The sequence below is a fragment of the Streptomyces sp. NBC_01268 genome, assembly GCF_036240795.1.
In the GTDB taxonomy this organism is placed as follows: domain Bacteria; phylum Actinomycetota; class Actinomycetes; order Streptomycetales; family Streptomycetaceae; genus Streptomyces.
On sequence record NZ_CP108454.1, the window covers coordinates 4,917,951 to 4,944,747 of the forward strand.

The window sequence follows — 26,797 nt, forward strand, 5'->3', positions numbered from 1 at the left end:
CCTTACAGGACGTAGGTGGCGGAGACGCGGATGTTGCGTCCGCCGGCCAGCTGGCCGTTGGGGGACCAGGTGCGCAGGTCGATCTGCCCGTTGGTGTTGATGTTGGCGCCGCCCGAGCCGAAGCCGTCACAGGCGACGGCCTCGAAGGAGATGGTGGGGCGCCAGCCGGCGGGCAGGGTGCACAGCGGCTCGTCGCTGATCTGGCCGGTGTTGTCGGCGGTGACGGTGGAGCCGGTGCGGGTGACGGTGACGGTCATGGTGCACAGACCGCTCTTGGTCCTGCGGGCGAAGAACGAGACCACGCCCCAGTTGGGGAGCGGGGTGACCCCGCTGGTGGCGGTCTCGTTCTCGAGCGGCGGCTGGTAGTTCGCCCACGAGGTGCCGTTCCAGCGCTGGAGGTTGCCGACGTTGTCGCGGTACTGGCCGGTGTAGGAGCCGGTCGAGACGGTGCCGCTGGGGGCGACGCCGCCGATCTCCTTCGGGTAGGCGACCCAGGAGGTGCCGTCCCAGCGCTGGAGGAAGTGGGCGTTGTCGTTGTCCTGGTACTGGCCCGGGTAGGAGCCGGCCAGGCCCGCGTTGTTGTAGACGGGCAGGATGCCGCCGGACGAGACGGTCGTCTGGCGCAGGTCGGTGGCGGCGCCGCCGACCCAGTCGATGCCGCCGGTGCCGGCGGAGGCGCCCTTCTTGACCAGGACGGAGAACAGGACCAGCGAGCGCGCCGGGGCGGTCGGCAGGACCGGGACGGCCGCCGGCTGGCCCTTGATGATCTCGATGCCGGCCGTGTACTTGCCGAGGGCGTCGACGTCGTTGTCGTACACCCGCACGACGACCAGGTCGAGCCGCGGGTTGAGCGGGTCGCCGTCGCCGAAGGTGATGACGACGTCCTCGTCGAGGGCGACCGGGTAGGCGCCGTCGGTGTTGCCGCCCTGGATGACGGCCTTGCCGTGGTAGACGATGGCCGTCATCGGGCCGTTGGAGCCCATCCAGAGGCCGCCGACGCGGAACTTGCCGTCGTACGTGCCGGGCAGGACGCCCGACCGTACGCCGAGCGGGTTGACGGGGGTGGTGGCGCCGATGGCGGTGACGCGGGTGTTCTGACGGGTCTGACCGGTGGGCAGCAGCCAGCCGGAGCGTACGGGCATGGATCTCTCCTCGGGAGGGGGCGGGCGGGCGGCTCAGTACTGCGGGGTGACCTGGATGTACGAGTTGTCGAACCAGGCCCGCACGTTCGCGTTGGAGGTCCGGAAGTACGCGGTGACCGTGTAGGTCTGACCCGGGGTCAGGGCGTAGAGGCGCTGGATGGTCCCGACCGACTGGGCGTCCGTCGGGTCGGCGGACTTGGACGACATCGCGGCCAGTTCGTCCTCCACCTCGCGGACCACGGTGGCGCCCTGGGTGATCCGCACGCACATGAAGGCCGAGCTGGCGATGCCCGTGGTGCCGCTGGCCAGGCTGAGCTCCATCCGGGAGCCGAAGCTGAGGATGGCCTGCTTGGACTCGGGGGCGACGAAGCTCACCGCGAGCGGGTTCTCGGCCCGCTCGACGAGCGCGTTCACGTACGTCGTCGAGACCGTGTAGCCCGCGTCCAGCGAGTCGTTGAAGTACGGGCCGGGGTACGCCGGCGCCCACGCCGAGCCGGTCCAGCGCTGCAGCGGGCCGTCGGCGACGGCGCGGTACTGCCCGTTGTAGGTGCCGGCGCTCGCGGCGGGCACGGAGCTCGGCACGATGCCGCCGATGGCCTGCGGGTACGCGACCCACTTGCCGCCGTCCCAGCGCTGGAGCTGGTCGTTCGCGGTGTCCTGGTACTGGCCCGGGTAGGCGCCCGGCAGCACCGGGCCCTCGACCGGGAGGATGCCGCCGACCGCGACGACCGGGGTGCGCAGGTCCTTCAGGGCGCTGTTCCACGGGATGCCGCCGTTGCCCGCGCTGGCGCCGGCCGGGACGGTCACCTCGTACAGCGGCAGGCTGCGCGGCGGGGCGACCGGGGCCTTCGGGGTCTGCTCGGCGACGCCCTGGATGACCTCGATCCTGGCCTCGTTGCGGGTGGAGCCGTCGTAGAGGTTGTCGTAGATCTTCAGGACGACCAGGTCGATGCGCCCGTACTGGGCGTTGCCCACGGCGAAGGTGACCTGCTCGGCGGCGGGCAGGGTGACCGGGTAGACGCCCTGGGAGATGTCTCCCTGGATGACGGCCCGGCCCTCGGAGACGGTCGCGGCCATGGCGGACGCGTTCGTCATCCAGAAGCCGGAGAGGCGCCACTGGCCTCCGTAGGAGCCCGGCAGGATGCCCGAGCGCACCTGTACGGGGTTGATCATCGTGGTCGGCGTCTGGGTGAGCCGGGTGTCCTCGCGGGTCTGGCCGGTCTCGGCGACCCAGCTGCTGCGCAGGTTCATGGGGTTCTCCATTCCAGGAGGGGCGGGGGAGCGGGGGTCAGGACTTGAGCCACTCGGCGGTGAGGGTGCAGGCGTAGCCGGAGCCGCCGAGCGTCTTGATCGGCGCGGTGTGGCTGTGGTAGCCGGCGAGCTGCAGGGTGTCGCCGGCGACGAGCCGCATCACGCCCGTGCCGCCGACGGAGATGGCGCCGTTGCCGGCGGGGACGAGCCAGGTCGTACGGGACTGGCCGACGCCGCTGACCACGATGCGGGCGCCGCGCATGCCGGTCTGGGCGTCGTTGGCCCAGGTGGCCTGGCCGGAGACGCGCCACCAGCCGGTGCGCGGCACGACGTAGGTGCTGGTCCCGTTCCAGCCGCGGCCGTCGTCGACCTCGACGGTCGGCAGGGTGAGCACGGTCCAGACGTTGGGCGGGACGGTCTGCTGCTCGCCGGACAGCCACTGCGTGACGCCGAGCAGGACCTTCGAGGTGCCCTCGGCGTACTGCCAGTTGGTGCCGTCCCAGCGCTGCAGGATCCCGGCGTTGTCCCGGTACTGGCCGATGTAGCTGCCGGTGGACACCAGGGAGCCGGGCGCGATGCCGCCGTTGGCCCGGGGGTAGGAGACCCAGGTCGAGCCGTCCCAGCGCTGGAGCATGCCGCTCGTGTCGCGGTACTGGCCGACGTACGCGCCCTTGAAGCCGCTCGTCGGCAGGATGCCGCCGAGCGCCACCACGGGCCAGTGCTGGGTGGTGACGCCGCCGGTGGTCCAGGCGATGCCGCCGGTGCCGGCCGAGGTGCCCTTCGGCACCCGGACCGTGTAGAGCTGCTGGGTGCTGCCGGGGCCGCTCGCCGGGGCGACCGGCTGGGCCGCCGGCGTGCCCTTGACCAGGCGGACGACGGCGTCGGTGACGCCGGTCTTGTCGTAGGCGTCGTCGATGACGGCCAGTTCGATCAGGTCGATCCGGTCGTACTGCGGATCGCCGTCGGGGACGGTGATCGTCTCCGGGGAGATCGCGGCGACCAGGTAGGCGCCCTGACGGGTCTCGTCGCCCTGGATGATCGCCCGGCCGGTGCCGATGGCGCACTGCATGGCGGACGTCGCGGTCAGCACGAAGCCGCCCGGCACGATGCCCTGCCGGGAGCGGAGCGGAGTCTCCTCGGGGCTCTGGCCGCTCGGGGTGAGCAGGGCGGCCAGGGTGAGACGGGTGTCCTCGCGGGTCTGGCCCGTGGGCTGGAGCCAGGCGGCCCGTACGGTCATGGTTCACCTCTTTCTACGGGGTGGGTCACAGGCCTTCGGTCACCACTCGGCGCTGCGCCAGCGGACCGTCATCAGGGCCTCGGGAGTGGCCGCGTCGGGCCGGAACGCCAGTTCGGTGCGGCCGGGTTCGAGGAGGAACAGCTCCTCGGGGCTGGAGTCGGCCATGGCGGTGTGACGGCGGGACGCGGTGTTGTTGAGCATCACGGTGCCGTTGGCGGTGTCGACGACGAGCTCGTCGCCGGCGGCCAGGTCGATCGCGTACCGCAGGCGGCGCCGGCTGACCCGCTCGGTGACGGTCGGCATGGAGCACGGGCCGCGGAAGACGATCACCGGGTGGGTCGCGGCGGAGCCGGTGTTCACGGCGACGGCGTCACCGGTGGACTTGGCCTCGCCCCAGCTGAGCGGCCACGTCAGCGGCCAGACCAGGCCCGATTCCGGCTGCGGCGGGGTGGTGGAGGCGGACTGCTCGTCGACGGCGTAGCGGCGCGGGTCGGTGGCGAGCCACTGGATCGACATCTTGGAGCTGCCCTGGGTGGCGAAGCCCTGGTCGGCGGGGACCACGCGCTGGGCGATCCGGGCGCGGACGGAGAGCATCTCGCCGTGCAGCCGGACGGTGAGCCAGCGCTCCTCGTCGAGCAGGGCGAGCGCCTGGCGCAGGGCGCGGACGGCCTCGCCGGCCTGGTTCCACTCCGGCATCAGGACGATCGTGCCGCCGATCTTGCGCGGCTTGGCGTAGCGGGAGCCGGGCCAGGCACCGTGCGAGGTGGGCCGGTCGGCGTCGGAGGAGTCGTACTCGGGCAGGTCCTCCCAGCCCTGGAGTCCGCTGCGGTCGACGGCGAACGGCGTACCGGGCCCGATGAGCAGCCCGGCCCACTGCAGCTGCCCGTCCTGGGTGATCAGCGAGCCGGGCGCGAGGTCGGCGGTGAAGTTGCTTCCGGCATAGGGGGCGGTGGTCTCGGCCATGAGGCCGTCACCTCACTTCTGAGGGGTGTCGGGTGGGTGGGGGCGTCAGGCGTGGGCGGCCATGAGGAAGAGCAGGTCCTCGGCGGTCGACCGGGGGCCGGCGCTCGGGTCCTCGTGGAAGTCCCGGATCCGGTGCGGCGGTTGCGGCGGCTCGGTGAGCGCCGGGACCGTGCGGGACTCCAGGACGGTGAGCGGGTCGATGCGGGGCGCGGTGTCGGAGCCGGGGAAGACGACGCCGCCTTCGGCGAGCATCGGGATCTTGGGGATGTCGACGCCGAAGTGCTTGCCGAGGAAGTCGAAGCTCAGCTTGTTGAGGCCGTCGATGATCCAGTTGGCGAAGGCGATGAGGCCCTTGATGGGCCCCGTCACCACGCCGCTGACCGAGGTCAGCGCGCCCTTGATGAGCTCGCCGAAGCCGCGCATGGCCCCGCCGACGGCGGTGTTCGCGGAGCGGAAGAAGCCCGGGACCTGCTCGGTGAAGAAGGACAGCATCGGCTGGATGGCGCTGCGGATCCCGCCCATGGCGCCGGAGGCGATGCCGCGGAGGGCGGCGGACGAGGACGAGACGGAGGAACCGGTGCCGGAGAAACCGCCGACGGCTGCGCCGATGACGGTCAGGGCGGCGGTGATGACCGTGAGGTAGCCCTGGAAGTACGTCATGACGGCGTCGCCGAGGAACTCCATGACCGGCTGGAGGTACTTCCAGATCGACTCGAAGCCCTTGAACACCTGCTCCATGACCTGCTCGATGATGCGCTGTCCGGCCTCGCTGTTCATCGCGTACTCGATGAGCCAGGCGGCGACCGGGAGCAGGATGCCGATGAGGAAGCCGAGCGGGTTGGCCCGCATGGCGACGTTGACGGCCATCATGACGACGGAGGCGACGGTCATGACCATGCCGAACTTGTCCATCAGCTTGGTGATGATGTCGGTGACGGGGAGCAGCGGCACCAGGATGGTGAGGATCCCGCCGAGGCCCTTGCTGAGCTTGCCGAAGGCTCCCTTGGCCTTGCCCGCCTTGTCGCCGAAGGACTTGACGCCGCGGGGGGCGGTGGTGCGGCCGATCTTGGTGGTGGAGGTGGCGGTGGTGGTGGCGTCGGCGCGGAAGCGCCCCAGTGCGCCGCCGGCTCCCTGGGCTTCGGTGGTGAGGCGGCGGACCTTGCCCGACGCGTCCCGGAAGCTCTGCGCCTGCCGACGCAGGGTCGAGACGGCCTGCCGGAGGTTTCCGCTGACCGTCTGGAGCGCGGGCGTGACGGGCCCGAGCAGGTTGGTCAGGGGCAGGGTCGCCATGACCGCGGTCATCCGCGCGCCTTGGCCAGGTACATCAGCGCGTCCGCGGTGGACTGCGGGTCGCTGTTACGGGCCGCGTGGTAGTTCTCGATGTGCAGCCCGACGCCGCCGCCCCGGCCCGACTGCAGCTGTGCCGACATCCGCGCCCGGCGCGCGGTCATCGCGAGCAGCCGGTCCAGCTTGGAGAGCGGGAGCACGGCCTCGGCCTCGCCCGCCTCGGCGATGATCGCGGGGACACCACCGGCGCGCGGCATGACGACACCACCGGTGGCCAGCATCGGGATGGTGGGGACGCTGACGCCGAAGGTCTTGCCGCCGACGATCGGCACCCAGCCCGGGACGCTGACCTTGACCCGGTTGACGGCGCCGATCAGGCGGTTGATCAGGCCGATGATGGAGTTGATCGGGCCGGAGACGCCGCTCTTGATGCCGTTGAACGCCCGGGACGCGATGTCCTTGAGGCCGTTCCAGATGGACGACATCTTGTCCTTGACGGCCTGGAAGGCGCTGGGGATCGCGCTCTTGATCCAGTTGACCACCGGGGTGATGACGGCCTTGATGCCGTTCCAGACGGTGCTGATGACCGTCTTGATCGCCTTCATCACGGTGGTGATGACGGTCTTCCAGATGTTCACGTAGGTCTTGACGACGGTGGCGACCGCCTTGACCACGGTCGAGATGGAGCTCTTGATGGCGTTCCAGACCGTCTTGATCAGCGCGCCCGCGTTCTTCATGATCGGGCCGATGGCCTTCATGACGGCGCTGATGACGACCTTGATGGCGTCGAACGCCTTCTTCATGATCGTCTGCATGGTCTTCGAGCGGGACGCCATCTCGACGATCTTCTCGATGAGCGGCATGAACAGCTCGATCAGACGGGCCAGGAAGTTGCCCTTCATGGACTTGTTGAGCTTGTCCTGGCCCTTGGCGGCCTTCCCCGCGCCGGACTCGTACTTGCCCAGCTTGCCGCCGGCGGACTGGCCGGTCTGACCCGCCTTGGCCATCGAGCGCTCGGCCTGGTCGGAAGCCGTCTTGAGGCTCTTGAGCTGAGAGGTGGTCGACTGGGCACTGGTCTTGAGCTGCTTGACGCCGTTCGAGGCGGAGGTGGAGCCGCTGGCGACGCGGGTGACGGCCTGCGCGCTCTGCTGGGCGTTGTTCTTGAGGTTCTTCAGGGCCGATGACGTGCCGGTGAGGGCTTTGGCGAGAGACATGGTTCACCTGGTTTCGGTAGGACGGCGAACGGACGGTGTGGCTGCGGAAGCGGGTGTCAGGCTTCTTGGGCGGCTTGCCTGAGCGCGGTCCGCAGCGAGTTGACGTCCTTCGTGGTCGCCTTCGCGGCCGTCTTGAACCGGTTCTTCGCGCGCTCCTCCTTGCGGCCGTACAGCTGTGCCTTGCGCATGAAGGTGCGCGCCTTCTTCTCGATCCGGGCCGCGGACTTCGTGATGTCCTTGAGCGCGTCGCGGGCCTTCTTCTCCTCCGCCCGGGCCTGGCGGGCCTTCTCCTTGACCTTGGCCAGCCACTCGTCGGATTCCTTGCCCTGGCGGTGGCGCTTCTCGGCGAAGGGGACGCGGGCTTCGGCGTCCTGGCGCCTGGACACGGCGTTCTTGTACGCGTCCTGGGCGGCGGTGACCTTGTCGAGGCGCCGCTTCACCTTGGCGTGCCGGCGGTTCAGCTTGCGCTGGAACTTCTCCATCTTGAGCTGGAAGTGCTTGGCCGGGTCGGCCAGCTTCCAGCCCCTGATCTGGCGCCCCATCACGGTGAGGCCCTTTTCGTCGATCTTGATGGCGGCGTAGCCGAGCGAGGCCACCGTCAGACCGGCGAACTCCATTTTCAGGAGCGTGATGTCGGCCTTCATGCCCGAGACGGTGCTCGAGAGGTTGACCGCGGTCTTCTTGGTCTCGGTGTAGTCCTTCTGGAGGTCGAGCCACGGGGGCGCCTTGACCAGCGCTCCTGAGATGTCCTGGATGGGATCGGGAACGGTTCCCATGGGTGTCCTCGATTCGGGAGGTCGTGCCGCGGCGCACCCGGAAACGCCTGAGCCGCCTGTCCCCGGCGGGGGAGGCGGCTCGTGTGCGTGGGCGGCGGGTTGATCCCGCCGGCGAGGGCGTGGCGTGGGTGTCAGCGGCGGCGGAGTTCGGCCAGGGCGTCGTTCCAGCCGGCCGTGTAGGCGCGGGTCTCGCGAGCCGCGACCTCTGCGTCGAGGGTGGCGAGCAGTGCGCGCTTGTCGAGGGGACCGGGGCCTTGGAGCAACGCGTTGAGCCTGTCGTGGAGCGTGCTCCCTGCGCGGCTTCCCCCGGTCTGAGACGTCATGGTGCCCTGCCCTCCGGTGATCGAACTACTGTGCGATGCATTGTCGAACGAAAGTTCGAACTTTGTCGAGCCTGAAACGCCCGGCGCGGCGTCTTCCACCGGGGTCGCCTCAGAACGGTCCTGATCGGAGCCAGTGTTCGAGCCGGGGTACTCTGGATGGCGCGTTCCCCGAACCTGACACAGTCGGGGGACGGCGGGGCGCGAGGGGCGCGCGGGGACCCCAGGGGGCTTGGAAGGCAGTGCTGACGCATGGACACGGAGCCGGGAGCTAGCCGGCGGGAACGGGCCGTCGACTGGCTCGAGTCCCACCCGGATCTGCCCCATCTGTTCGCACGTCTCGCGGAACTGGTCCATGTCACCGGCTACGCCCCGGAGGACCTCGTCGTCCTGCCCCGCTCCGAAGTGGACCGCCGCGAGACCGCAGGCTTCACCGCCGGATGGGCCGAGGCCGTCTCCGACGAACTGCCGCGCATCCGCAGGGAGTACGAGAAGCGCGTCGCCGACGCCTACGCGCAGGGACAGGGCGACGCGCGTGGTATACGCCGCCCCCAGCGACGGTCGGACACGCCCCAGGACGGCGCCCGGGTCATCGCGCTGCCCTTCGCCCGGCTCCTGGAACCCCCGGCCGTCGTGGTCCAGGCCGAGGAACGGGTCCGCAGGGAGCGGGAGTTGTTCGAACAGAGCCCCGAGCCGGAGCACGAGCCCGTTCATGAGCGGGAGCCCGACCCGACGCCGGAGCCCGACCTCCTGGTGACGGCTCAGGAGAGCCGTACGCGCAGGAACGCCCAGCCGGTACGGAAGGTGGTACGCGGCAAGGGCGGCCGCCCGATCGTGCCTCCCCTCGCCGGCGTACCCGTGCAGAGCGGAACGGGTGGTGAACGTCGGGACCCGGAGCCGGCCGAGCCGGACGCGGCGGCGGGCAAGGGGCGGCGTCTCTCCGACCGGGCCAGAGCCCTGGAGAAGGGAATGGCCGCGGAGCGAGCACAGGAAGCGCCCCCGGAGCCCGTTCCCTGACGGGAACGGGCTCCGGGGGCCGTGGGGGAGGCGGGGTCAGCCGAAGAAGCGGGCGAGGGTACCCAGGGACACCGCCTCGACGGCGCTCTCCTCCGTGGAGTCCTCGTCCTGCTCCTCCTCGTCCTCGTCCTCGTCGGAGTCGCCCGGACGAGGAATGGGCTGCGGGGGCTCGGGCTGTTCGCCGTCCTCGTCCGCGTTGACGGCGGCGAACATCCAGTTGGCGACGGCCAGATGGTCCACCGCGGCCGCCAGCAGGTGGTCGGTGACCGACCAGTCCGCGGCCTCGCCGTGCAACTCCCGCTGCACGGCGCTGTCGGCCGGCAGATGTGTGATCAGCGCGGCGACGCGCCGACTGGAGAGATCACCGCGGTACCAATCGAGGAGATCGGTGCCGTAGTAGCGGAGGAAGTCCGCCTCAAGGGCCTCGGCGTGTTCGTCGACGAACTCGACGAGGCTCAGTCTTCCCCCAGGCCGAGCCCGGTCTCCTCGCCGTAGGCCTCAAGGATCGCGGCGATGTCCTGCATCGTCACGTCGTGCTGTTCGAAGCGGGCGAACTGCGCCCCACCCATCAGGAGCGAGAGCAGACCGTCCACGTCGTTGTCGTCCAGCTTGCTCAGCTTCTTGGCGGTCGCGCGGGAGAGCTCGGTCGGGAGCGTGAAGGACTCGCCGTCCAGCTCGAAGGACCAGTCGTGGCCGGAGACCTCCAGGCGCTGGGCGCGAGCGGCGTTGACGTCGAAACGGGCCATGGTGTGCGTACTCCTTGTTCGCGTGGTTCGCGTGGGTGAAGAGCAGAAGGGGCGGGGCGGGACGGCGCGTGGCCGTCCCGCCCCGGGTGGGGAGTGATCCGCCGGATCAGACCGTCGCGGAGTACTGGTCGTCCTTCATCAGGAAGGACGCCAGCGGCTTGCCGTCACCGTTCGACATCGCCGTGAAGGTCACGCCCAGCTGGGACGCGGCCTTGCGGTTGAGCTTGATGTCGTCGGTGGCGGTCACCTGGCCGCGCGGGATGATGAAGCGGTAGGTGACGGCGGTGGTGCCGCCGGCCTTCACGTCGGTGAACTCCAGGCCGAGGGCGCGGACGTCCGCGAACGGACGCTCGGCGATCTCGTACTTGTAGGTGCCGGTCGCCGGCGCCGGGTCGGCGTCGACCTTGCCGCCGCCCATGAAGAACGGCAGCGTGTCCTCGTTGAACTGGAGCAGCGAGAACTTCAGGGACAGGTCACGGGCCGAGTAGATGTAGTGGACCGGGGAGACCGACTGCCACGAGTCGATGGCCTCCAGCTTGTCCTTCTTCGAGAACGTGACGCCGTCGCCGGTGGTGAAGCCGAGGTTGGTCCAGGACGACCAGTCGGCGACCGCGTCGGCGCCGAAGTTGGGCGCGGCCGTGCCGACCTTGGCGACGTAGAGCTTGCCGCTGCCGGCGACGCGGATCTCGGCAGAGTTGTTTCCAGCCATGGTGGTGTTTCTCCTTGGATACAGAGGGGGTGGGGTCGCCGCCCCGGCGGCCGGGGGATTCCGGCTCCGGGTACGGCAAAGGCCCCGCTGGACGGTCCGGCGGGGCCTGGTCTGGGGCGAGCGGCCGCAAGGGCCCTCGGGGGCGGGGCGTCGAGGAGACCGCTGGGGTCTACAGGACGTCCAGGGAGAGGCGGATCACGCAGAGGTAGCGGTTCGCGCCCCGGTAGAGGTAGTCGGGCATCCAGCGCGGCCCGTCCTCCTCCTCCACGTCGCTGACGTAGGTCACGCCGAGCTGCTTGCCGATGGTGGCGAGCAGCGCCCGGCGGGCCGCGTTGGCGGTGACGTGGGCCGCGGTCTTGTTCGGGCCGTAGACCTCGAACTCGATGAGCGGCTTGTCGACGTGCAGGTCGCCGATCCAGGCGCCGCCGCGGCGGTTGACCAGGACGGCGTTCTGCGTGCCGTCGAAACCGGCGGGCGCCTGGGCGGCGACCGTGACGCCGGCGAGCGCCGGGTCGGCCTTGAGGACGTCGACGACCAGCTTCTCGACGTCCGGGAACGCACTCGGGGGAGTGGTCATGACGGTTCTCCTCGGAGAAGGGGATGGGGTGGGGCGGGCGGTGCGCGGGTGCCGCCCGGGGCGCTCGACGCGGGGAAGGGGGCGGGGGCGCGGAGCGCTCCCGGACGGCGAACGGCGGAGGCCGCGTCCCGTCCTGCGGGCGCAGCTCCGCCGCTGCACCAACTGTGACAGAGAGCGTGCGCGCACGCAACTAGTTCGGTGATCCCCTTCGGGATTCCCTGGGGAGGGGGCTGCTGTACGGCGCTGACCTGCGGTTTCGTCTCGGCGGTAGGTTGGCCCGGTCTTCCCCGAACAAGGAGCCGCCCGTGCCCACCGCCCGCCGCCCCCGTCTCCTCTACGTCAGCGACCTCGCCTACCCGGCCCGCGGTCGCCGCTACTGCGACGAGGACATCGACCTCACCGCCCGGCTCCGCGCGGAGTTCGACCTCGCCGTCTGCCACCCGCGGGACGCCGCCGCCCTCATGGACGCCTTCGACGCCGTCGTCGTCCGCAACAGCGGGCCCGTGCTGCACTACCAGGAGGCGTACGACGCCTTCCGCGCCCGCGCGGCGGAGCTGGGCACCCGCGTCTACAACCCGCTGCACGGACGGGGCGACATGGCCGGCAAGCAGTACCTCCTCGACCTCACCGCCGCCGGGCTGCCCGTCATCCCCACCGTCGACCGCGCCCAGGACCTCGAACGGCTGCCCGCCGCCGACACGTACGCGGTCAAGCCCAAGGCCGGGGCCGACTCCATAGGGCTGCGCTTCCTCCCGTACGAGGAGCTCGGCGGACTCGCGTACGGCGAGGGGCTCCTGGTCCAGCCGCGGATCGACTTCCGGTACGAGGTGTCCTTCTACTTCGTCGACGACCGCTTCCAGTACGCCCTGTACGCCCCCGACCCGGAGAAGCGCTGGGAGCTGGAGCCGTACGAGGCCGACGAGGCCGACCTGCGGTTCGCCCGCCGGTTCGTCGACTGGAACACCCTCGACCACGGCATCCAGCGCGTCGACGCCTGCCGCACCCGCGAGGGCGAGCTGCTCCTCGTCGAGCTGGAGGACCTCAACCCGTACCTCTCCCTCGACCTCGTACCGGAGGCCGCGCGCGAGCGCTTCGTGGCCGCCATGGCGGAGTCGCTGCACGCCTTCCTCGCCGCGTAGGGACAGGCGCAGGGAACGCCGGAACGCCGAAGCGCCCCGTGTCTCGGGTGAGACGCGGGGCGCTTCGGCGGATCCGGGGGCTTCAGGCGGTGCGCGGGCGGCGGCGGGCCGTTCGTTCGGCGGCGAAGACGTCCTCCAGGCGGAACAGCTGCGCCCGGCCGGCCTTGCCCGCGGCCCGCAGGTGGCCCAGCTGGACCCACTTGCGGATCGTCGCCGGGGCGACCCCCGCCTCCACGGCGGCGAGCGGGCCCGGGATCAGCGCCGGCAGGGAAAGCGCGGTCGAGCTCAGCATGTGGTCTCCTTCGTGTCGTCCATCGCCGCTTCGATCTCGTCCGTGCGTGCACCCGACGCGTCCGCGAGCTCCGCCCACTCGTCCTCCGGCCACAGGTGCCGGTAGGCCGGGTCGTCCTGGCAGCCGCAGGCCTCGTCCGTGCACAGGCAGGCCGGGTTCACGCACAGCACCGCCCGCCGGTCCGGGAAGGCCCGCAGCGACACCGAGTCGCACCAGGGGCAGCGGCCCGACACCCGTACGACCGTCTCCGCGTCGCCCAGCGTCCGCGCGCAGCGGCGGGCCATCCGGCGGATCTCGTCCCGCACGTGCCGGGCCAGCACCGGGTGGGCGGCGATCGTGTCGAGCGTCCCGGTGACCCGGCGCAGCCGCTCCACCACGCCCGCCCGCCGCGGCCGCGGCAGTCCGAGCCGGGCGCAGACCGCCTCCTCCAGCTCCACCACGCCGTCGGTGATGTCACGGATCGCGTCGGAGATGTGCAGCCGGATCGGGGCCGCGCCGTGGCCCGGTACGGACAGGCCGTGCCGCTGTTCGAGCAGCAGTGCCTCGCGGCGCTCCGCGCGGATCAGCTCGTCCCGCCCGGGGTGGGGGGCGGTGGGCGCGGTCCCGGCGGGGGAGCGGCGGCCGGGGGCGAGCTCCTCGGCGAGCTCGGGGAACTGGCGGGCGAGGGAGGCGGTCCAGAGCACGATGTCCCGCACCACCCGCTCGTCGGCGGGGCCGGCGTCCACGTGCTCAGCCACGGTCGCCTCCGGCGAGGGCGGCGCCCGCGGCGTCCAGGGCGGCGTGATCGGCGAGGGCGTGGTCCGCGGACGGCTCGGCGGTGTCCGCCGGGGCCGGCTCGCCGCGGCGGCGGCGGGGCTTGACCGGGCGTCCGTTGCGCCACAGGCGGCCGGCGCAGACGCCGTCGAACCAGCTCTCGGCGGGGGCGACGGCCGTCTCGCACTCGCGGCGGACGGGGCAGGCGGCGCAGGCACGCAGGGCCGGGGCCGCCTCTTTGCCGCGGCGCGAGAACACGACGGACGGGGAGAGGCCGGCACACGCGGCGGCGGCCTGCCAGGGGGAGGAGTCGTACTGGTGCAAGGAGGTTCTCCACGTTCCGGGGCCCCGTACGCCCCTGGGGCCGGTGTGGCCCGTGGGACTCAGGAGGCCGACGAGTGCGGCGGCGAGAACACTGACATGTTGCGTGCGAGCTCGCAACTACCTTTGTGAGGGCCCCTTCACCGGTTCGACACGATTGCGTGCCCGAAAGCACGTAATTCCGTGCGCGCAAGCACGCTAAAGTAAGGGGCCCGAAGGGTGGGGGAGTTAAGGGAGCGGTACACACATGAGCACTCAAGGGCTCGACGAGTTCGCAGGCTGGGTCGAGAGACTGATGCGAGCGCGCGGCTACGACATCGACAGCCCCCGCGGCGGAGGGAAGTCCCGGATCGCGGACGAGGCCGGAGTGCACCGTGCCGCCGTGACGCGACTGCTGCAGCGGCAGAGCATGCCCGACCTGGAGACCATGCGCAGGATCGCCCCGCTCCTCGGGGTCTCGGTCCGCGACATGCTCATCCGGTCCGGCCGGGTGACCCCGGAGGAGCTGCCGCTCGCGGAGGACCTCCTGGCGCCGGGCGACTGGCAGCCGACCATGGAGGACTTCGCGCGCTGGCTCGGCGTCCCCGACGAGCGGATGGACGTCTTCGTGAAGGTCGTCACGCAGTTCCTGGAGCCCGGGGCGGAGGGTTCCGACGCCCGCGCGGCGGGCGAGCCCCGCCGTGCCGCCCAGGACTGACCCGCGCGCCCACCGCCTCGCCGCGCCGCCTTGCCCGTCCGGGTGACGTTCTCCCGCGTCGCCCGGACCGGCCTGCGCGTGGGCATTTGTTTTGACCGGAGTCCATGCGATAGGTACGCTCATGCCTTGTGCCTGGGGTGTGCCCGGACTCGTGTGCGTGTCTTCCGCCGCAGACTGAGTCCGAAGCCGGCCGCCGCAATCCGCGCTCCTCTCCGCCTCTGGCGGGGGGTTCGCAGGATTCGACACACCCGACCGCGTGGGTCGGAGATGTTCCAGGTTAGTTTTACCGACGGCACACAGAAACCGGAGAAGTAGTGCCTACGATCCAGCAGCTGGTCCGTAAGGGCCGGCAGGACAAGGTCGAGAAGAACAAGACGCCCGCACTCGAGGGTTCCCCTCAGCGCCGCGGCGTCTGCACGCGTGTGTTCACGACCACCCCGAAGAAGCCGAACTCGGCCCTCCGTAAGGTCGCGCGTGTGCGTCTGACCTCGGGCATCGAGGTCACGGCCTACATCCCGGGTGAGGGCCACAACCTGCAGGAGCACTCGATCGTGCTCGTTCGCGGTGGCCGTGTGAAGGACCTGCCGGGTGTTCGTTACAAGATCATCCGTGGTTCCCTCGACACGCAGGGCGTCAAGAACCGTAAGCAGGCTCGCAGCCGCTACGGCGCCAAGAAGGAGAAGTAAGAATGCCTCGTAAGGGCCCCGCCCCGAAGCGCCCGGTCATCATCGACCCGGTCTACAGCTCTCCTCTTGTCACCTCGCTGATCAACAAGATCCTGCTGGACGGCAAGCGTTCCACCGCCGAGCGCATCGTCTACGGCGCCATGGAGGGCCTCCGCGAGAAGACCGGTGCTGACCCGGTCGTCACGCTGAAGCGCGCTCTCGAGAACGTCAAGCCGTCCCTCGAGGTCAAGTCCCGCCGTGTCGGTGGCGCCACCTACCAGGTGCCGATCGAGGTCAAGCCCGGTCGCGCGTCCACCCTGGCGCTGCGCTGGCTGGTCGGCTACTCCCGCGCCCGTCGCGAGAAGACCATGACCGAGCGCCTCATGAACGAGCTCCTCGACGCCTCGAACGGCCTCGGTGCTGCGGTCAAGAAGCGCGAGGACACGCACAAGATGGCCGAGTCCAACAAGGCCTTCGCGCACTACCGCTGGTAGTCGCAACCCACATCGAGACCGAGAGAAGACTGAGCCGATATGGCTACCACTTCGCTTGACCTTGCCAAGGTGCGCAACATCGGCATCATGGCGCACATCGACGCGGGCAAGACGACCACCACCGAGCGGATCCTGTTCTACACCGGCGTCTCGTACAAGATCGGTGAGGTCCACGACGGCGCCGCCACGATGGACTGGATGGAGCAGGAGCAGGAGCGTGGCATCACGATCACCTCTGCTGCCACCACCTGCCACTGGCCGCTCGAGAACGTCGATCACACGATCAACATCATCGACACGCCGGGCCACGTCGACTTCACCGTCGAGGTGGAGCGTTCGCTGCGCGTGCTCGACGGTGCTGTCACCGTGTTCGACGGCGTGGCCGGCGTCGAGCCCCAGTCCGAGACCGTTTGGCGTCAGGCGGACCGCTACGGCGTTCCGCGCATCTGCTTCGTCAACAAGCTGGACCGGACCGGTGCCGAGTTCTTCCGCTGCGTCGACATGATCGTGGACCGCCTCGGCGCGACCCCGATCGTCATGCAGCTCCCGATCGGCGCCGAGATGGACTTCCAGGGCGTCGTCGACCTCGTCCGCATGAAGGCGCTTGTCTGGTCCGCCGAGGCCAGCAAGGGCGAGATGTACGACGTCGTCGACATCCCGGCCACGCACACCGAGCTCGCCGAGGAATGGCGCGCCAAGCTGGTCGAGGCCGTCGCCGAGAACGACGAGGAGCTCATGGAGCTCTTCCTCGAGGGCCAGGAGCCCACCGAGGAGCAGCTCTACGCCGCGATCCGTCGCATCACCATTGCCTCGGGCAAGGGTGGCGAGACCACGGTCACCCCGGTGTTCTGTGGCACCGCGTTCAAGAACAAGGGCGTTCAGCCCCTGCTCGACGCGGTCGTTCGCTACCTCCCGTCCCCCCTCGACGTCGAGGCCATCGAGGGCCACGACGTCAAGGACGCCGAGGTCGTCGTCAAGCGCAAGCCGTCCGACGACGAGCCGCTGTCGGCCCTCGCGTTCAAGATCGCGAGCGACCCGCACCTCGGCAAGCTCACCTTCGTCCGGATCTACTCCGGTCGCCTGGAGGCCGGCACCGCGGTGCTGAACTCCGTCAAGGGCAAGAAGGAGCGCATCGGCAAGATCTACCGCATGCACGCGAACAAGCGTGAGGAGATCGACTCGGTGGGCGCCGGCGACATCGTCGCCGTCATGGGCCTCAAGCAGACCACCACCGGTGAGACGCTGTGTGACGACAAGAACCCGGTCATCCTGGAGTCCATGGACTTCCCGGCGCCGGTCATTCAGGTCGCCATCGAGCCCAAGTCCAAGGGTGACCAGGAGAAGCTGGGTGTTGCCATCCAGCGTCTCGCGGAGGAGGACCCCTCCTTCCAGGTTCACTCGGACGAGGAGACCGGCCAGACCATCATCGGTGGTATGGGCGAGCTTCACCTCGACATCCTCGTCGACCGTATGCGTCGCGAGTTCAAGGTCGAGGCGAACGTCGGCAAGCCGCAGGTCGCGTACCGCGAGACGATCCGCAAGGCCGTCGAGCGACTGGACTACACCCACAAGAAGCAGACCGGTGGTACCGGTCAGTTCGCCAAGGTGCAGATCGCGATCGAGCCCATCGAGGGCGGCGACGCCTCGTACGAGTTCGTGAACAAGGTCACCGGTGGCCGCATCCCGAAGGAGTACATCCCTTCGGTGGACGCCGGTGCGCAGGAGGCCATGCAGTTCGGCATCCTGGCCGGCTACGAGATGACTGGCGTCCGCGTCATCCTTCTCGACGGTGGCTACCACGAGGTCGACTCCTCCGAGCTCGCGTTCAAGATCGCCGGTTCGCAGGCCTTCAAGGAGGCCGCGCGCAAGGCTTCGCCGGTCATCCTCGAGCCCATGATGTCCGTCGAGGTCACCACGCCCGAGGACTACATGGGTGAGGTCATCGGCGACATCAACTCCCGCCGTGGTCAGATCCAGGCCATGGAGGAGCGCAGCGGCGCTCGCGTCGTGAAGGGCCTCGTGCCCCTCTCGGAGATGTTCGGCTACGTCGGAGACCTCCGCAGCAAGACCTCGGGTCGCGCAAGCTACTCGATGCAGTTCGACTCCTACGCCGAGGTTCCGCGGAACGTCGCCGAGGAGATCATCGCGAAGGCCAAGGGCGAGTAACTCTCCCGAGTGCACGCTTTAGGCTTGACACCGTACGCCGGGGCTCGGACTTCGAACCCGAAGGAAGTCCCCGGCGGACGGCATCCCAGCAAAGATCACCTGGCGCCGTTGAGTAAGGCGTACAGAACCACTCCACAGGAGGACCCCAGTGGCGAAGGCGAAGTTCGAGCGGACTAAGCCGCACGTCAACATCGGCACCATCGGTCACATCGACCACGGTAAGACGACCCTCACGGCCGCCATTACCAAGGTGCTGCACGACGCGTACCCGGACCTGAACGAGGCCTCGGCCTTCGACCAGATCGACAAGGCTCCTGAGGAGCGCCAGCGCGGTATCACGATCTCGATCGCGCACGTCGAGTACCAGACCGAGTCGCGTCACTACGCGCACGTCGACTGCCCCGGTCACGCGGACTACATCAAGAACATGATCACGGGTGCGGCGCAGATGGACGGCGCCATCCTCGTGGTCGCCGCCACCGACGGCCCGATGCCGCAGACCAAGGAGCACGTGCTCCTGGCCCGCCAGGTCGGCGTTCCGTACATCGTCGTCGCCCTGAACAAGGCCGACATGGTGGACGACGAGGAGATCCTGGAGCTCGTCGAGCTCGAGGTCCGTGAGCTCCTCACCGAGTACGAGTTCCCGGGCGACGACCTGCCGGTCGTCCGTGTCTCGGCGCTCAAGGCGCTCGAGGGCGACAAGGAGTGGGGCGAGAAGCTTCTCGGCCTCATGCACGCCGTCGACGAGGCCATCCCGCAGCCCGAGCGTGACGTCGACAAGCCGTTCCTGATGCCGATCGAGGACGTCTTCACGATCACCGGTCGTGGCACCGTCGTCACCGGTCGTATCGAGCGTGGTGTCCTCAAGGTCAACGAGACCGTCGACATCATCGGCATCAAGACCGAGAAGACCACCACCACGGTCACCGGCATCGAGATGTTCCGCAAGCTGCTCGACGAGGGCCAGGCCGGTGAGAACGTCGGTCTGCTCCTCCGTGGCATCAAGCGCGAGGATGTCGAGCGCGGCCAGGTCATCATCAAGCCCGGTTCGGTCACGCCGCACACCGAGTTCGAGGCCCAGGCCTACATCCTGTCGAAGGACGAGGGTGGCCGTCACACCCCGTTCTTCAACAACTACCGCCCGCAGTTCTACTTCCGTACCACGGACGTGACCGGCGTCGTGACCCTCCCCGAGGGCACCGAGATGGTCATGCCGGGCGACAACACCGCCATGTCGGTCGCGCTGATCCAGCCGATCGCCATGGAGGAGGGCCTCAAGTTCGCCATCCGTGAGGGTGGCCGGACCGTCGGCGCCGGCCAGGTCGTCAAGATCACCAAGTAAGTTCTCACGAACTTCGGTGGTTTGACCTGGTAGCTCGACAGAGCTGCTTGGAAGGGCCCCGCACCGCTTCGGCGGCGCGGGGCCCTTCTGCGTGCCCACCCCGGTGGCAACCGCAAACCTGACGTCCCGTAGCATGCGCCGGTCAGCCGTGTCATGGGCACAAACAGGGGTGGAGACGACTTGAGTTCGGGACGTGGAGTACGTCGCAGACAGAACAAGCGGGTACGCCGTACGGCGATCGCGGCGGGTCTCGCCGCGGCGACGGTGCTGGGATTCCAGGCCGCCGCGAACGGCGCGGTGTTCGGCGAGGAGGGCCCCACGCCCAACCCGCCCAGCGTCTACAGCGCCACGGGGGAGGAGACCGGACCCGTCAAGAGCGAGGTCCAGAAGCTGGCCCTGACCGACAAGGGCCACGGCGAAGCCGTCCTGTCCCAGCGTGACACCCAGCGCTTCGGCCTCCTCGGCGTGTCCTGGACGGACCCCGAGGCGAAGATCAAGGGCAAGATCCAGGCCCGCTCCCGTGACGCCGAGACCGGCGCGTGGACCGAGTGGATGGACCTGGAGCCCTACCCGGCACTGCTCGACGGCAAGCGGGCCGGTGCCCGCGGCTCCACCGAGCCGATCTGGGTCGGCGCCTCCGACGGCGCCGAGGTGCGGGTCACCGACGGTGCCGCCAGCGGTGTCCTCCCGGCCGGCCTCCGGCTGGACCTGGTCGACCCCGGTGCGCCCGCCAAGGCCGCCGCAGGCGACCTGAACGCGGAGACCGCGGCCTTCAAGGCCGACGTCCCGCCGACCCCGACCGGCCCCGAGTCGACGGCCCCGCGGCCGACGATCGTCAGCCGCGCCGAGTGGGGCGCCGACGAGTCCCTGAACAACGAGGGCCCGATCTACCTGCCCGGCGGGAAGATCAAGGCCGCGTTCGTGCACCACACGACGGACGCGGACTACGACTGCGCCCAGTCCGCCGCCCTGGTCAGGGCGATCCACGTCTACCACGTGAAGACCAACGGCTGGCGCGACCTCGGCTACAACTTCCTCGTCGACAAGTGCGGCACGATCTTCGAGGGCCGCCAGGGCGGCGTCGACCAGCCGGTCCTGGGCGCGCACACCTACGGCTGGAACTCCGAGTCGACCAGCGTGTCCATCATGGGCAACTACACCGACAAGGCCGCGCCGCAGGCCGCGCTGATCTCGGCCTCCAAGGTCATCGCGTACAAGCTGGGCCAGTACGGCGTCGACCCGGCCGGCAAGGCCACGCTGACCGCCGGTGCCACGCAGAACAACTTCTTCGGCGACAAGTTCACCGTCGGCCAGACGTACACCTTCGACGCCGTCTCCGGGCACCGCAACGGCTTCAACACCGAGTGCCCCGGCACCATGCTGTACCCGCAGCTGCCGCAGATCCGGGCGTACGCCACCGGTTCCCTCGCCAACCTCAAGGTCGACTCGCTCACCGGGGGTGCCACCCCGGTCGGCAGCGGCTACGAGACCCCCGGACCGGTCACCGTGAACTGGTCCACCAGCACCGCGCCGAACAGCCTCATCAGCAAGTTCGAGGTCCTCGTCGACGGTCAGGTCGCCACCACGAGCTGGGGTCACATCCGCAGCTCCGCGGTGAACGTCAGCGGCTACGGCGACCACAGCGTCGCCGTCCGCGGTACGCACACCTCCGGCAAGGTCACGACCTCCGCGCCGGTCACCGTGACGGTGCCCGGGCCGAAGACCTACAAGCCGCTCACGCCCACCCGCCTGATGGACACCCGCTCCGGCCTCGGTGTGCCGAAGGCCAAGGTCGGTCCGGCAGGCGAGGTCACCCTGCAGGTCGCCGGCCAGGGCGGCGTCCCGGCCACCGGCGCCGGCGCCGTCGTGCTCAACGTGACCGCGACCGGTCCGACCGCGACCAGCTTCGTCTCCGTGTACCCGAACGGGACGGCCCGCACCAGCGCGTCGAACCTGAACTTCACCGCGGGCAAGACGATCCCGAACCTGGTCGTCGTGCCCGTCGTCGACGGCAAGGTGAAGTTCTACAACCACGCCGGATCGGTCGACCTGATCGCCGACGTCACCGGCTACTACGCCAAGGACACCAGCGGCTCGACCCACGTGAACCTCGGCCCGCTGCGGCTGATGGACACGCGTGCCGGGACCGGCGTCGCGAAGGCGAAGGTCGGCGCGGACAGCACGGTCGACCTCCAGGTCGCCGGCGTCAGCGGCGTCCCGGCCGACAAGGTCACCGCCGTGGTCCTGAACGTGACCGCGACCAACCCCACCGCGGGCAGCTTCGTGTCGGTCTTCCCGCACGGCACCGCCCGCACCAGCGCGTCGAACCTGAACTTCACCGCCGGCCAGACGATCCCGAACCTCGTGGTCGTCCCCGTCGTCGACGGCAAGGTCAGCTTCTACAACAAGTCCGGCTCGGTGGACCTGCTCGCCGACATCACGGGCTACTTCACGTCCGAGAACACCGGCGCCTCGCACATCAACCTGGGACCGAAGCGCCTGATGGACACCCGCTCCGGCCTCGGTGTCCGCAAGGGCGCCATCGGCGCGGACAGCTTCGTCACGCTCGACGTGGCGGGCGTGCAGGGCGTCCCGGCGACCGGCGTCACGGCCGTCGTCCTCAACGTGACGGCGACCAACCCGACCTCGGGCAGCTTCGTCTCCGTCTACCCGGACGGCACCACCCGCACCAGCGCGTCGAACCTGAACTTCACCTCCGGCCTGACCATCCCCAACCTGGTGGTCGTGCCGGTCGTCAACGGCAAGGTGAACTTCTACAACAGGTCCGGCTCGGTCGACCTGCTCGCCGACATCACGGGTTACTTCACCAAGTGACCTGAGAACGGCTCGCGTCGAGGGCCCGTCTCCCTGCGGGGAGGCGGGCCCTCGGCGTTCCTACGGGCGCCACGCCCAGGGCCGCGCATCCGCCCCGAGGCCGACCACCGCCCCCGCGTGCGGCACCGCGTCGCCGACCGGCACGGGTCCTCCCGTACGGGTGTACGGACGCCCCGCGCGGTACAGCTGGACCCGGTGGCCCTGGTCCCGGCCCACGAGCACCGGGCGGCCGTCGGGGCCGGGCGCTGCGGACAGCAGGCCGTAGCCGTCGAAGGCGGGGGCGGTGCCGGTCGTCGTGCGCAGCCGGGCCTCCGCCGGGCGCCGGTAGAAGACCTGGACGCCGCCCGGGGCCGGGACCGCGGCGACCGGGTCGCCGGCGAGCGGGAGCGGGGCCCCGGGGGAGCCGTCGACCCAGTGCCGTACCGCGTCCCGGCCGGCCGCCAGGACGTGCACCCGGCCGTCGGCGCCGGTCAGCGCGGTCAGACCGTCCTGGAGCTCGCCCTGCGCCGGGAGCGCCCGCCACGGGCCCCAGGAGCCGTCGGCGTCCCGTACCCGGGTGGAGACGCCCTGGTCGGCGTCGCGCACGAAGAGGTGGACCCGCCCGTCGGGCGCCGTGACGGCCACCGGCGCGCCGATCCGGCGCCCGCGGTCGTCGCCGCGCTCCGGGTTGCCGAGGCCCCGCCAGGCGAGGAACGGGCCACCGGGGGAGCGCTGCTCCAGGACCACCAGCTCGCGCCGGTTCGGGCCGCCGCGGCCCGCGAGGGCGGCGAAGCGCACCCCGAAGAGCAGCACCCGGCCGTCGCGGAGCACCGTCCGGGCCAGCGCGGGCGCCAGCGGGCCGCCGCCCAGGTCCTCGGGGGCGCCGAAGCGGCCGGAGCCGGGGGCCGTCTCGCGCCAGCGGACCGCGCGCAGCCCGAGCACGCCGTACGCGGCGAGCCGGCCGTCCGGCTCGGTGGCGACGGCGGGCGCCGGGGCGGGCCAGCGGTAGTGGGTGGAGCGCACCCAGCCCTTCTTGTTGGTGAGGGGCCGGTCGCCGCCGACGCCGTAGTCGCCGCAGCCGGAGGGGTTGCCGCACTCCCATGAGGGGTCGCCGCCGTAGGGGGCGAGGTGGCCGGCCTTCTCGGCGAGGACCTGAGGCGGGAGGTTCTTGGGCCAGTGCCGGTTGTAGTAGCCGCGGAAGGCGGTGACGGTGAACGCGGGGACGGGCCCGCCGCCGGCGGTGGCGTCGGCGACCCGGCGCAGCAGCGCCGCCCAGGTGAAGCAGGCGACGGCGGTGTGGTCGCCGTGGTCGGAGTAGCCGGGCTGCTCGCTGTCCCGCCTGCGGGTGGCCTCGGTGCTGTGCTGAAGGTCCGGGTCCGGGTCGAGGGTGTGCACGACGGTGGGCCGGTACGTGGCGAGGAGCCCGGCGAGGACCTCGGTCAGGCCGTCGTGGTCGTAGCGGTCGGCGCGGGTCACGGGGGAGTCCGCGGACAGGTGGGTGCGCAGTTCCAGGGCGCGGTCCTCCCACAGGGAGGGGAGCGCCATGGAGCGGCGGGAGGTGTGCATGGGGAGGTTGAGGAAGAGCAGCTCCACCCGGCGCCCGCCGTGCACGAGCGTGTCGGCCTCGGCCTGCCGTCCGCCCGCGAGAGAGAAGATTCGTTTCTTCCACGGGGCGAACCGGTCCGCGCCGAGCGCTTCCGCGTACGCCTGCCGTAGGCCCTGGTGGCGGGCGGAGGAGTAGGCGGCCCGGTCGGGGGGCGTCTCGGGCATGCCCTTGATCCGGTTGACGCCGGTGTGCTCGCCCGCCGTGACGTACACGGAGACGAGCGGGACCCCGGCGTCGAGCAGCCGCTGGGTGTCGGGGTTCATGAAGTACAGGTCGTCGTCCGGGTGCGCGGCGAACTGCATCAGCAGCGCCCTGCCGTCCCGCGCGGCCACCGGCAGACCCGGCTTCGGATCCGCGCTCGGCCCGACGCGGGGCCGCGGCGGTACGGAACACCCGGCGGCGGTCGCGGCGGCGACCGCGGCCGCTCCCGCGAGAACACTGCGCCGCGCCACTCTTCTGCTGTCCACCGGTCGTACGTCCCCCGTGCGTCGTGCTGCGTACTGGCCTCGTGCCATCTGATGAGACGGTCATACGATCGCCCGGGTTCAACGGTAAGCCGCCGTGCGCGGTCACGAACTGATCAAGAGGCCCTGACCAGGCTTTTCCGCCCGTCCGGAGACGTGAGAACGTCCGGATCGCAGGATGAGACGCAGCAGCACCCGGGGTGGGACAGCATGAGTGAGAAGCCGTCGGTCTCCGACGAGGAATGGGCCTCGTTCGTCGAGGCCGCGCGCGAGCAGGGGCTCGGCACGGAGGAACAGGAGAAGCTCCTGAAGAAGGCCAGGCCGCCGAAGCGGTCGAAGCCGCCCAAGGCGCCGAAGCCGCCGAAGCGCCAGGAGCCCGCGGGCTGGCGCACCGGGCCCGCCTGGCAGGAGATGAACGGCACCGCCCGCCGCCGGGGCCGGGCCAAGGCCGCGCTCGGGATCACCCTGGTCGCCGCCCTCGCCCTGGTCGCCGTACGCCCCCAGCTGCTGACCGACCACCTTCCCGAGGGCGTGACGTCCGCGCTGCCGTCCAGCTGGACCGACCGCCCCGAGGACACCACCCCGCTCGCCGCCGAGACGGCCCGCCCGACCGCGGCGCCGGACGCGGTGGACCCGCACCGCCCGACCCTGAAGGAGCCCTTCAAGGGCTCCCCGGCGTTGCGCTGGGCCGACGGGGCGGCGGGGATCGAGCTGCCGCCGGCGAAGGCGGTGGGCTGGATGTCGAAGGAGCAGGCCGCGACCGCCCTGAAGCGCTCCAAGGCCTTCCTGGTCGCGGCGAACCTGGACCCGGCGGTCCTCAGGGGCGGCAGGCCCGCCGACGCGCTGGCGCTGGTCGAGCCGACGCAGCCGGCCCGCAAGCAGCTGGAGGGCTGGCTGGCCCGGCCGACGAAGGAGACCGACCCCACGGCGGTCTTCAGCCGCTTCTCCCCGTCCGAGGTCAAGTTGGTCGGCACGGTCGTGAAGACCCGGGGCCGGATGACGATGGAGGCCGGCGAGGGGGAGCAGAAGGGCGCGGTGCTCGTCCACGTCGACTACAGCTTCGTCTACCCGCTGGTGCAGGTCAGGCCCGGAGCCGACGAGGTCACCCGCACGATCGTCCGGCGCGAGATGGTCTTCGGCTTCTACGACTCGACGCGGTACCGCGTCACCCAGGGCAAGCTCTCCCTGCACCGCTGGAGCTCCGACGTCGGCAACAGCTCCTGCGAGCGCGACGGCGACGGCTTCTACCACCCGGCCTTCCAGGGGGACCCTGCCACCACCGAGCCCGGCACCGCGGGCCCGGAGATCGACCCGTACGACCGCACCAAGGGCCTCGACCAGCGCCCGAAGGAGTGCGGCACGGTCTCCCGCGTCTGAACCGCGGCACCGTCGCCCCTCCCGGGGGCGCGACCCACCCGTCGTGCCCCTGCGTGTACCCCGACGTGACGTGGGGTACAGTCTTCGCCGCCGATTGGCGGCGGGATGGCCGCGTATGGCAGACTGTCGGGGTTGCTCGGTTGAGTGCCGATGCTGCGCGCCTCCCGCCGGGAGGACCGGAAGCGAGTCCCACAGTACTCGTCGCCCCCCAGGGGCGGACGTACGGGAATCTTTCGGGAAGTGTCAGCGGGGCCTCTACCAGGCACCCGGTGGGTGTTCCACCCCCGTCTCGCGGTCCATGGCCCGCACCCCCTTGGTTGGGAATTCCTCAGGGAATTCTTCGTAGAGGGAGTGCGACACGCCCGACCGCGTGGGTCGGAGGAGGAGCGGTGTTCTCGACAGAGGACGCAGCCGCCCGGGTTCCAGAGCGTTACGACAGAGACAGGACTACGAAGTAGCCATGGCGGGACAGAAGATCCGCATCCGGCTCAAGGCCTACGACCACGAGGTCATCGACTCCTCGGCGAAGAAGATCGTCGAGACGGTGACGCGCACTGGTGCGTCGGTCGCGGGCCCGGTGCCGCTGCCCACTGAGAAGAACGTGTACTGCGTCATCAAGTCGCCGCACAAGTACAAGGACTCGCGCGAGCACTTCGAGATGCGCACGCACAAGCGCCTCATCGACATCCTCGACCCCACGCCGAAGACGGTCGACTCGCTCATGCGTCTCGACCTGCCGGCTGGCGTCGACATCGAGATCAAGCTCTGAGGTGACGCGCGAGATGGCTAAGAACATCAAGGGCATCCTGGGCGAGAAGCTCGGCATGACGCAGGTCTGGGACGAGAACAACCGGGTCGTCCCGGTGACCGTCGTCAAGGCCGGCCCGAATGTCGTGACCCAGGTCCGTACGAACGACAACGACGGCTACGAGTCGGTCCAGATCGCCTTCGGCGAGATCGACCCGCGCAAGGTGAACAAGCCCCTCAAGGGTCACTTCGCCAAGGCCGATGTCACCCCGCGCCGCCACCTGGTGGAGCTCCGTACCGCTGACGCCTCCGAGTACACGCTCGGCCAGGAGATCACCGCTGAGCTCTTCGAGGCCGGCGTGAAGGTCGACGTCACCGGTAAGAGCAAGGGCAAGGGCTTTGCCGGTGTCATGAAGCGCCACAACTTCCGTGGTGGCAAGGCTTCTCACGGTGCCCACCGCGTGCACCGTAAGCCTGGTTCGATCGGTGGCTGCGCCACCCCGGGCCGCGTCTTCAAGGGCATGCGCATGGCCGGCCGTATGGGCAACGAGCGCGTGACCACCCAGAACCTGACCGTCCACGCCGTTGACGCGGAAAAGGGACTGCTGCTCATCAAGGGCGCCGTTCCCGGCCCGAACGGTGGCCTCGTCCTGGTCCGCACCGCGGCCAAGGGGGTTTGAG

27 protein-coding genes are annotated in these 26,797 nt (G+C 70.3%); 11 read left to right on the forward strand and 16 right to left on the reverse strand.

All coding sequences use genetic code 11. The features are described from left to right. Positions 1–2: 2 nt before the first annotated feature. The 8 genes from OG309_RS22125 to OG309_RS22160 all read right to left on the reverse strand — a co-directional run bounded on the left by OG309_RS22125 (position 3) and on the right by OG309_RS22160 (position 8,193). Positions 3–1,142, reverse strand: a complete 1,140-nt coding sequence (locus OG309_RS22125) for a hypothetical protein (RefSeq protein WP_329423183.1) — start codon at positions 1,140–1,142, stop codon at positions 3–5. A gap of 33 nt (positions 1,143–1,175) precedes the next feature. Next, complete coding sequence (locus OG309_RS22130) at positions 1,176–2,393, reverse strand: hypothetical protein (RefSeq protein ID WP_329423184.1); 1,218 nt, start codon at positions 2,391–2,393, stop codon at positions 1,176–1,178. A gap of 37 nt (positions 2,394–2,430) precedes the next feature. Continuing rightward, the gene (locus OG309_RS22135) at positions 2,431–3,630 is read right to left on the reverse strand and encodes a hypothetical protein (protein WP_329423185.1); all 1,200 of its coding nucleotides are present in this window, start codon (positions 3,628–3,630) and stop codon (positions 2,431–2,433) included. A 39-nt stretch (positions 3,631–3,669) separates the two neighbouring features. Further along, positions 3,670–4,593 (reverse strand): phage distal tail protein, encoded by a 924-nt coding sequence (locus OG309_RS22140; RefSeq protein ID WP_329423186.1) that lies wholly within the window; start codon positions 4,591–4,593, stop codon positions 3,670–3,672. A gap of 45 nt (positions 4,594–4,638) precedes the next feature. After that, a complete protein-coding gene (locus OG309_RS22145; protein WP_329423187.1) occupies positions 4,639–5,895 on the reverse strand; it encodes a tape-measure protein in 1,257 nt (418 codons plus the stop codon). Further along, the gene (locus tag OG309_RS22150) at positions 5,892–7,094 is read right to left on the reverse strand and encodes a phage tail protein (RefSeq protein WP_329423188.1); all 1,203 of its coding nucleotides are present in this window, start codon (positions 7,092–7,094) and stop codon (positions 5,892–5,894) included. Before OG309_RS22150 ends, OG309_RS22145 begins: the two co-directional genes overlap by 4 nt. 56 nt (positions 7,095–7,150) lie before the next feature. Then, complete coding sequence (locus tag OG309_RS22155; protein WP_329423189.1) at positions 7,151–7,870, reverse strand: hypothetical protein; 720 nt, start codon at positions 7,868–7,870, stop codon at positions 7,151–7,153. Between the two features lie 131 nt (positions 7,871–8,001). Further along, complete coding sequence (locus OG309_RS22160; RefSeq protein ID WP_329423190.1) at positions 8,002–8,193, reverse strand: hypothetical protein; 192 nt, start codon at positions 8,191–8,193, stop codon at positions 8,002–8,004. Between the two features lie 249 nt (positions 8,194–8,442). Between OG309_RS22160 and OG309_RS22165 the strand changes: the two genes are divergently transcribed. Next, a complete protein-coding gene (locus OG309_RS22165) occupies positions 8,443–9,207 on the forward strand; it encodes a hypothetical protein (RefSeq protein ID WP_329423191.1) in 765 nt (254 codons plus the stop codon). A gap of 36 nt (positions 9,208–9,243) precedes the next feature. Here the strand turns inward: OG309_RS22165 and OG309_RS22170 are convergent, their stop codons facing one another. The 4 genes from OG309_RS22170 to OG309_RS22185 all read right to left on the reverse strand — a co-directional run bounded on the left by OG309_RS22170 (position 9,244) and on the right by OG309_RS22185 (position 11,239). Then, the gene (locus OG309_RS22170) at positions 9,244–9,543 is read right to left on the reverse strand and encodes a hypothetical protein (protein ID WP_329428479.1); all 300 of its coding nucleotides are present in this window, start codon (positions 9,541–9,543) and stop codon (positions 9,244–9,246) included. 119 nt (positions 9,544–9,662) lie between these two features. After that, positions 9,663–9,953 carry a hypothetical protein gene (locus tag OG309_RS22175; protein WP_329423192.1) on the reverse strand — a complete coding sequence of 97 codons (291 nt, stop codon included), beginning with the start codon at positions 9,951–9,953 and terminating at the stop codon, positions 9,663–9,665. 106 nt (positions 9,954–10,059) lie between these two features. Continuing rightward, the gene (locus OG309_RS22180; protein WP_329423193.1) at positions 10,060–10,662 is read right to left on the reverse strand and encodes a phage tail tube protein; all 603 of its coding nucleotides are present in this window, start codon (positions 10,660–10,662) and stop codon (positions 10,060–10,062) included. A gap of 169 nt (positions 10,663–10,831) precedes the next feature. Then, a complete protein-coding gene (locus OG309_RS22185; protein ID WP_329423194.1) occupies positions 10,832–11,239 on the reverse strand; it encodes a hypothetical protein in 408 nt (135 codons plus the stop codon). 305 nt (positions 11,240–11,544) lie between these two features. Here OG309_RS22185 and OG309_RS22190 point away from each other — a divergent pair, with 305 nt between their 5' ends. Next, complete coding sequence (locus OG309_RS22190; protein WP_329423196.1) at positions 11,545–12,378, forward strand: hypothetical protein; 834 nt, start codon at positions 11,545–11,547, stop codon at positions 12,376–12,378. An 82-nt stretch (positions 12,379–12,460) separates the two neighbouring features. Here the strand turns inward: OG309_RS22190 and OG309_RS22195 are convergent, their stop codons facing one another. From OG309_RS22195 to OG309_RS22205, 3 genes are read right to left on the reverse strand one after another with little or no spacing between them, the layout of a single operon-like run. Further along, complete coding sequence (locus OG309_RS22195) at positions 12,461–12,670, reverse strand: hypothetical protein (RefSeq protein ID WP_329423197.1); 210 nt, start codon at positions 12,668–12,670, stop codon at positions 12,461–12,463. Further along, positions 12,664–13,407, reverse strand: coding sequence for a hypothetical protein (locus tag OG309_RS22200; RefSeq protein ID WP_329423199.1), 744 nt, complete (start codon positions 13,405–13,407; stop codon positions 12,664–12,666). Before OG309_RS22200 ends, OG309_RS22195 begins: the two co-directional genes overlap by 7 nt. Next, positions 13,400–13,747, reverse strand: coding sequence for a WhiB family transcriptional regulator (locus tag OG309_RS22205; RefSeq protein WP_329423201.1), 348 nt, complete (start codon positions 13,745–13,747; stop codon positions 13,400–13,402). Before OG309_RS22205 ends, OG309_RS22200 begins: the two co-directional genes overlap by 8 nt. A gap of 244 nt (positions 13,748–13,991) precedes the next feature. Between OG309_RS22205 and OG309_RS22210 the strand changes: the two genes are divergently transcribed. The 6 genes from OG309_RS22210 to OG309_RS22235 all read left to right on the forward strand — a co-directional run bounded on the left by OG309_RS22210 (position 13,992) and on the right by OG309_RS22235 (position 21,943). After that, on the forward strand, positions 13,992–14,441 hold the full coding sequence (locus OG309_RS22210) for a helix-turn-helix transcriptional regulator (RefSeq protein ID WP_329423202.1): 450 nt from the start codon (positions 13,992–13,994) through the stop codon (positions 14,439–14,441). A gap of 314 nt (positions 14,442–14,755) precedes the next feature. Beyond that, positions 14,756–15,127 (forward strand): 30S ribosomal protein S12, encoded by a 372-nt coding sequence (rpsL, locus tag OG309_RS22215; RefSeq protein WP_003948652.1) that lies wholly within the window; start codon positions 14,756–14,758, stop codon positions 15,125–15,127. 2 nt (positions 15,128–15,129) lie between these two features. After that, the gene (rpsG, locus tag OG309_RS22220) at positions 15,130–15,600 is read left to right on the forward strand and encodes a 30S ribosomal protein S7 (RefSeq protein ID WP_329423203.1); all 471 of its coding nucleotides are present in this window, start codon (positions 15,130–15,132) and stop codon (positions 15,598–15,600) included. Between the two features lie 39 nt (positions 15,601–15,639). Further along, positions 15,640–17,766 carry an elongation factor G gene (gene fusA, locus OG309_RS22225; protein WP_329423204.1) on the forward strand — a complete coding sequence of 709 codons (2,127 nt, stop codon included), beginning with the start codon at positions 15,640–15,642 and terminating at the stop codon, positions 17,764–17,766. 148 nt (positions 17,767–17,914) lie between these two features. Further along, the gene (gene tuf, locus OG309_RS22230; protein WP_046908240.1) at positions 17,915–19,108 is read left to right on the forward strand and encodes an elongation factor Tu; all 1,194 of its coding nucleotides are present in this window, start codon (positions 17,915–17,917) and stop codon (positions 19,106–19,108) included. Between the two features lie 180 nt (positions 19,109–19,288). Beyond that, positions 19,289–21,943: a peptidoglycan recognition protein family protein gene (locus OG309_RS22235; RefSeq protein WP_329423205.1), complete on the forward strand. Its 2,655-nt coding sequence runs from the start codon at positions 19,289–19,291 to the stop codon at positions 21,941–21,943. A 60-nt stretch (positions 21,944–22,003) separates the two neighbouring features. Here OG309_RS22235 and OG309_RS22240 read toward each other — a convergent pair whose 3' ends face one another. Next, entirely contained in the window at positions 22,004–23,980 is a 1,977-nt protein-coding gene (locus OG309_RS22240; RefSeq protein ID WP_329428481.1) for a PIG-L family deacetylase, read from the reverse strand. 222 nt (positions 23,981–24,202) lie between these two features. Here OG309_RS22240 and OG309_RS22245 point away from each other — a divergent pair, with 222 nt between their 5' ends. The 3 genes from OG309_RS22245 (at position 24,203) to rplC (ending at position 26,796) form a co-directional block, all read left to right on the forward strand. Continuing rightward, a complete protein-coding gene (locus tag OG309_RS22245; RefSeq protein ID WP_329423206.1) occupies positions 24,203–25,369 on the forward strand; it encodes a hypothetical protein in 1,167 nt (388 codons plus the stop codon). 460 nt (positions 25,370–25,829) lie between these two features. Further along, complete coding sequence (gene rpsJ / locus OG309_RS22250) at positions 25,830–26,138, forward strand: 30S ribosomal protein S10 (RefSeq protein ID WP_003948644.1); 309 nt, start codon at positions 25,830–25,832, stop codon at positions 26,136–26,138. A 13-nt stretch (positions 26,139–26,151) separates the two neighbouring features. After that, complete coding sequence (gene rplC / locus OG309_RS22255) at positions 26,152–26,796, forward strand: 50S ribosomal protein L3 (protein ID WP_329423208.1); 645 nt, start codon at positions 26,152–26,154, stop codon at positions 26,794–26,796. Position 26,797: the final 1 nt, after the last annotated feature.

Bases quoted from the DNA above. Each gene is read 5' to 3' on its own strand.
- rplC (WP_329423208.1), top strand. From the start codon at position 26,152: ATGGCTAAGAACATCAAGGGCATCCTGGGCGAGAAGCTCGGCATGACG.
- OG309_RS22135 (WP_329423185.1), bottom strand. From the start codon at position 3,630: ATGACCGTACGGGCCGCCTGGCTCCAGCCCACGGGCCAGACCCGCGAG.
- OG309_RS22150 (WP_329423188.1), bottom strand. From the start codon at position 7,094: ATGTCTCTCGCCAAAGCCCTCACCGGCACGTCATCGGCCCTGAAGAAC.
- rpsG (WP_329423203.1), top strand. From the start codon at position 15,130: ATGCCTCGTAAGGGCCCCGCCCCGAAGCGCCCGGTCATCATCGACCCG.
- OG309_RS22145 (WP_329423187.1), bottom strand. From the start codon at position 5,895: ATGACCGCGGTCATGGCGACCCTGCCCCTGACCAACCTGCTCGGGCCC.
- OG309_RS22125 (WP_329423183.1), bottom strand. From the start codon at position 1,142: ATGCCCGTACGCTCCGGCTGGCTGCTGCCCACCGGTCAGACCCGTCAG.
- OG309_RS22180 (WP_329423193.1), bottom strand. From the start codon at position 10,662: ATGGCTGGAAACAACTCTGCCGAGATCCGCGTCGCCGGCAGCGGCAAG.
- OG309_RS22165 (WP_329423191.1), top strand. From the start codon at position 8,443: ATGGACACGGAGCCGGGAGCTAGCCGGCGGGAACGGGCCGTCGACTGG.
- OG309_RS22210 (WP_329423202.1), top strand. From the start codon at position 13,992: ATGAGCACTCAAGGGCTCGACGAGTTCGCAGGCTGGGTCGAGAGACTG.
- fusA (WP_329423204.1), top strand. From the start codon at position 15,640: ATGGCTACCACTTCGCTTGACCTTGCCAAGGTGCGCAACATCGGCATC.
- OG309_RS22175 (WP_329423192.1), bottom strand. From the start codon at position 9,953: ATGGCCCGTTTCGACGTCAACGCCGCTCGCGCCCAGCGCCTGGAGGTC.
- OG309_RS22195 (WP_329423197.1), bottom strand. From the start codon at position 12,670: ATGCTGAGCTCGACCGCGCTTTCCCTGCCGGCGCTGATCCCGGGCCCG.
- OG309_RS22140 (WP_329423186.1), bottom strand. From the start codon at position 4,593: ATGGCCGAGACCACCGCCCCCTATGCCGGAAGCAACTTCACCGCCGAC.
- OG309_RS22185 (WP_329423194.1), bottom strand. From the start codon at position 11,239: ATGACCACTCCCCCGAGTGCGTTCCCGGACGTCGAGAAGCTGGTCGTC.
- rpsJ (WP_003948644.1), top strand. From the start codon at position 25,830: ATGGCGGGACAGAAGATCCGCATCCGGCTCAAGGCCTACGACCACGAG.
- OG309_RS22160 (WP_329423190.1), bottom strand. From the start codon at position 8,193: ATGACGTCTCAGACCGGGGGAAGCCGCGCAGGGAGCACGCTCCACGAC.
- OG309_RS22245 (WP_329423206.1), top strand. From the start codon at position 24,203: ATGAGTGAGAAGCCGTCGGTCTCCGACGAGGAATGGGCCTCGTTCGTC.
- OG309_RS22130 (WP_329423184.1), bottom strand. From the start codon at position 2,393: ATGAACCTGCGCAGCAGCTGGGTCGCCGAGACCGGCCAGACCCGCGAG.
- OG309_RS22155 (WP_329423189.1), bottom strand. From the start codon at position 7,870: ATGGGAACCGTTCCCGATCCCATCCAGGACATCTCAGGAGCGCTGGTC.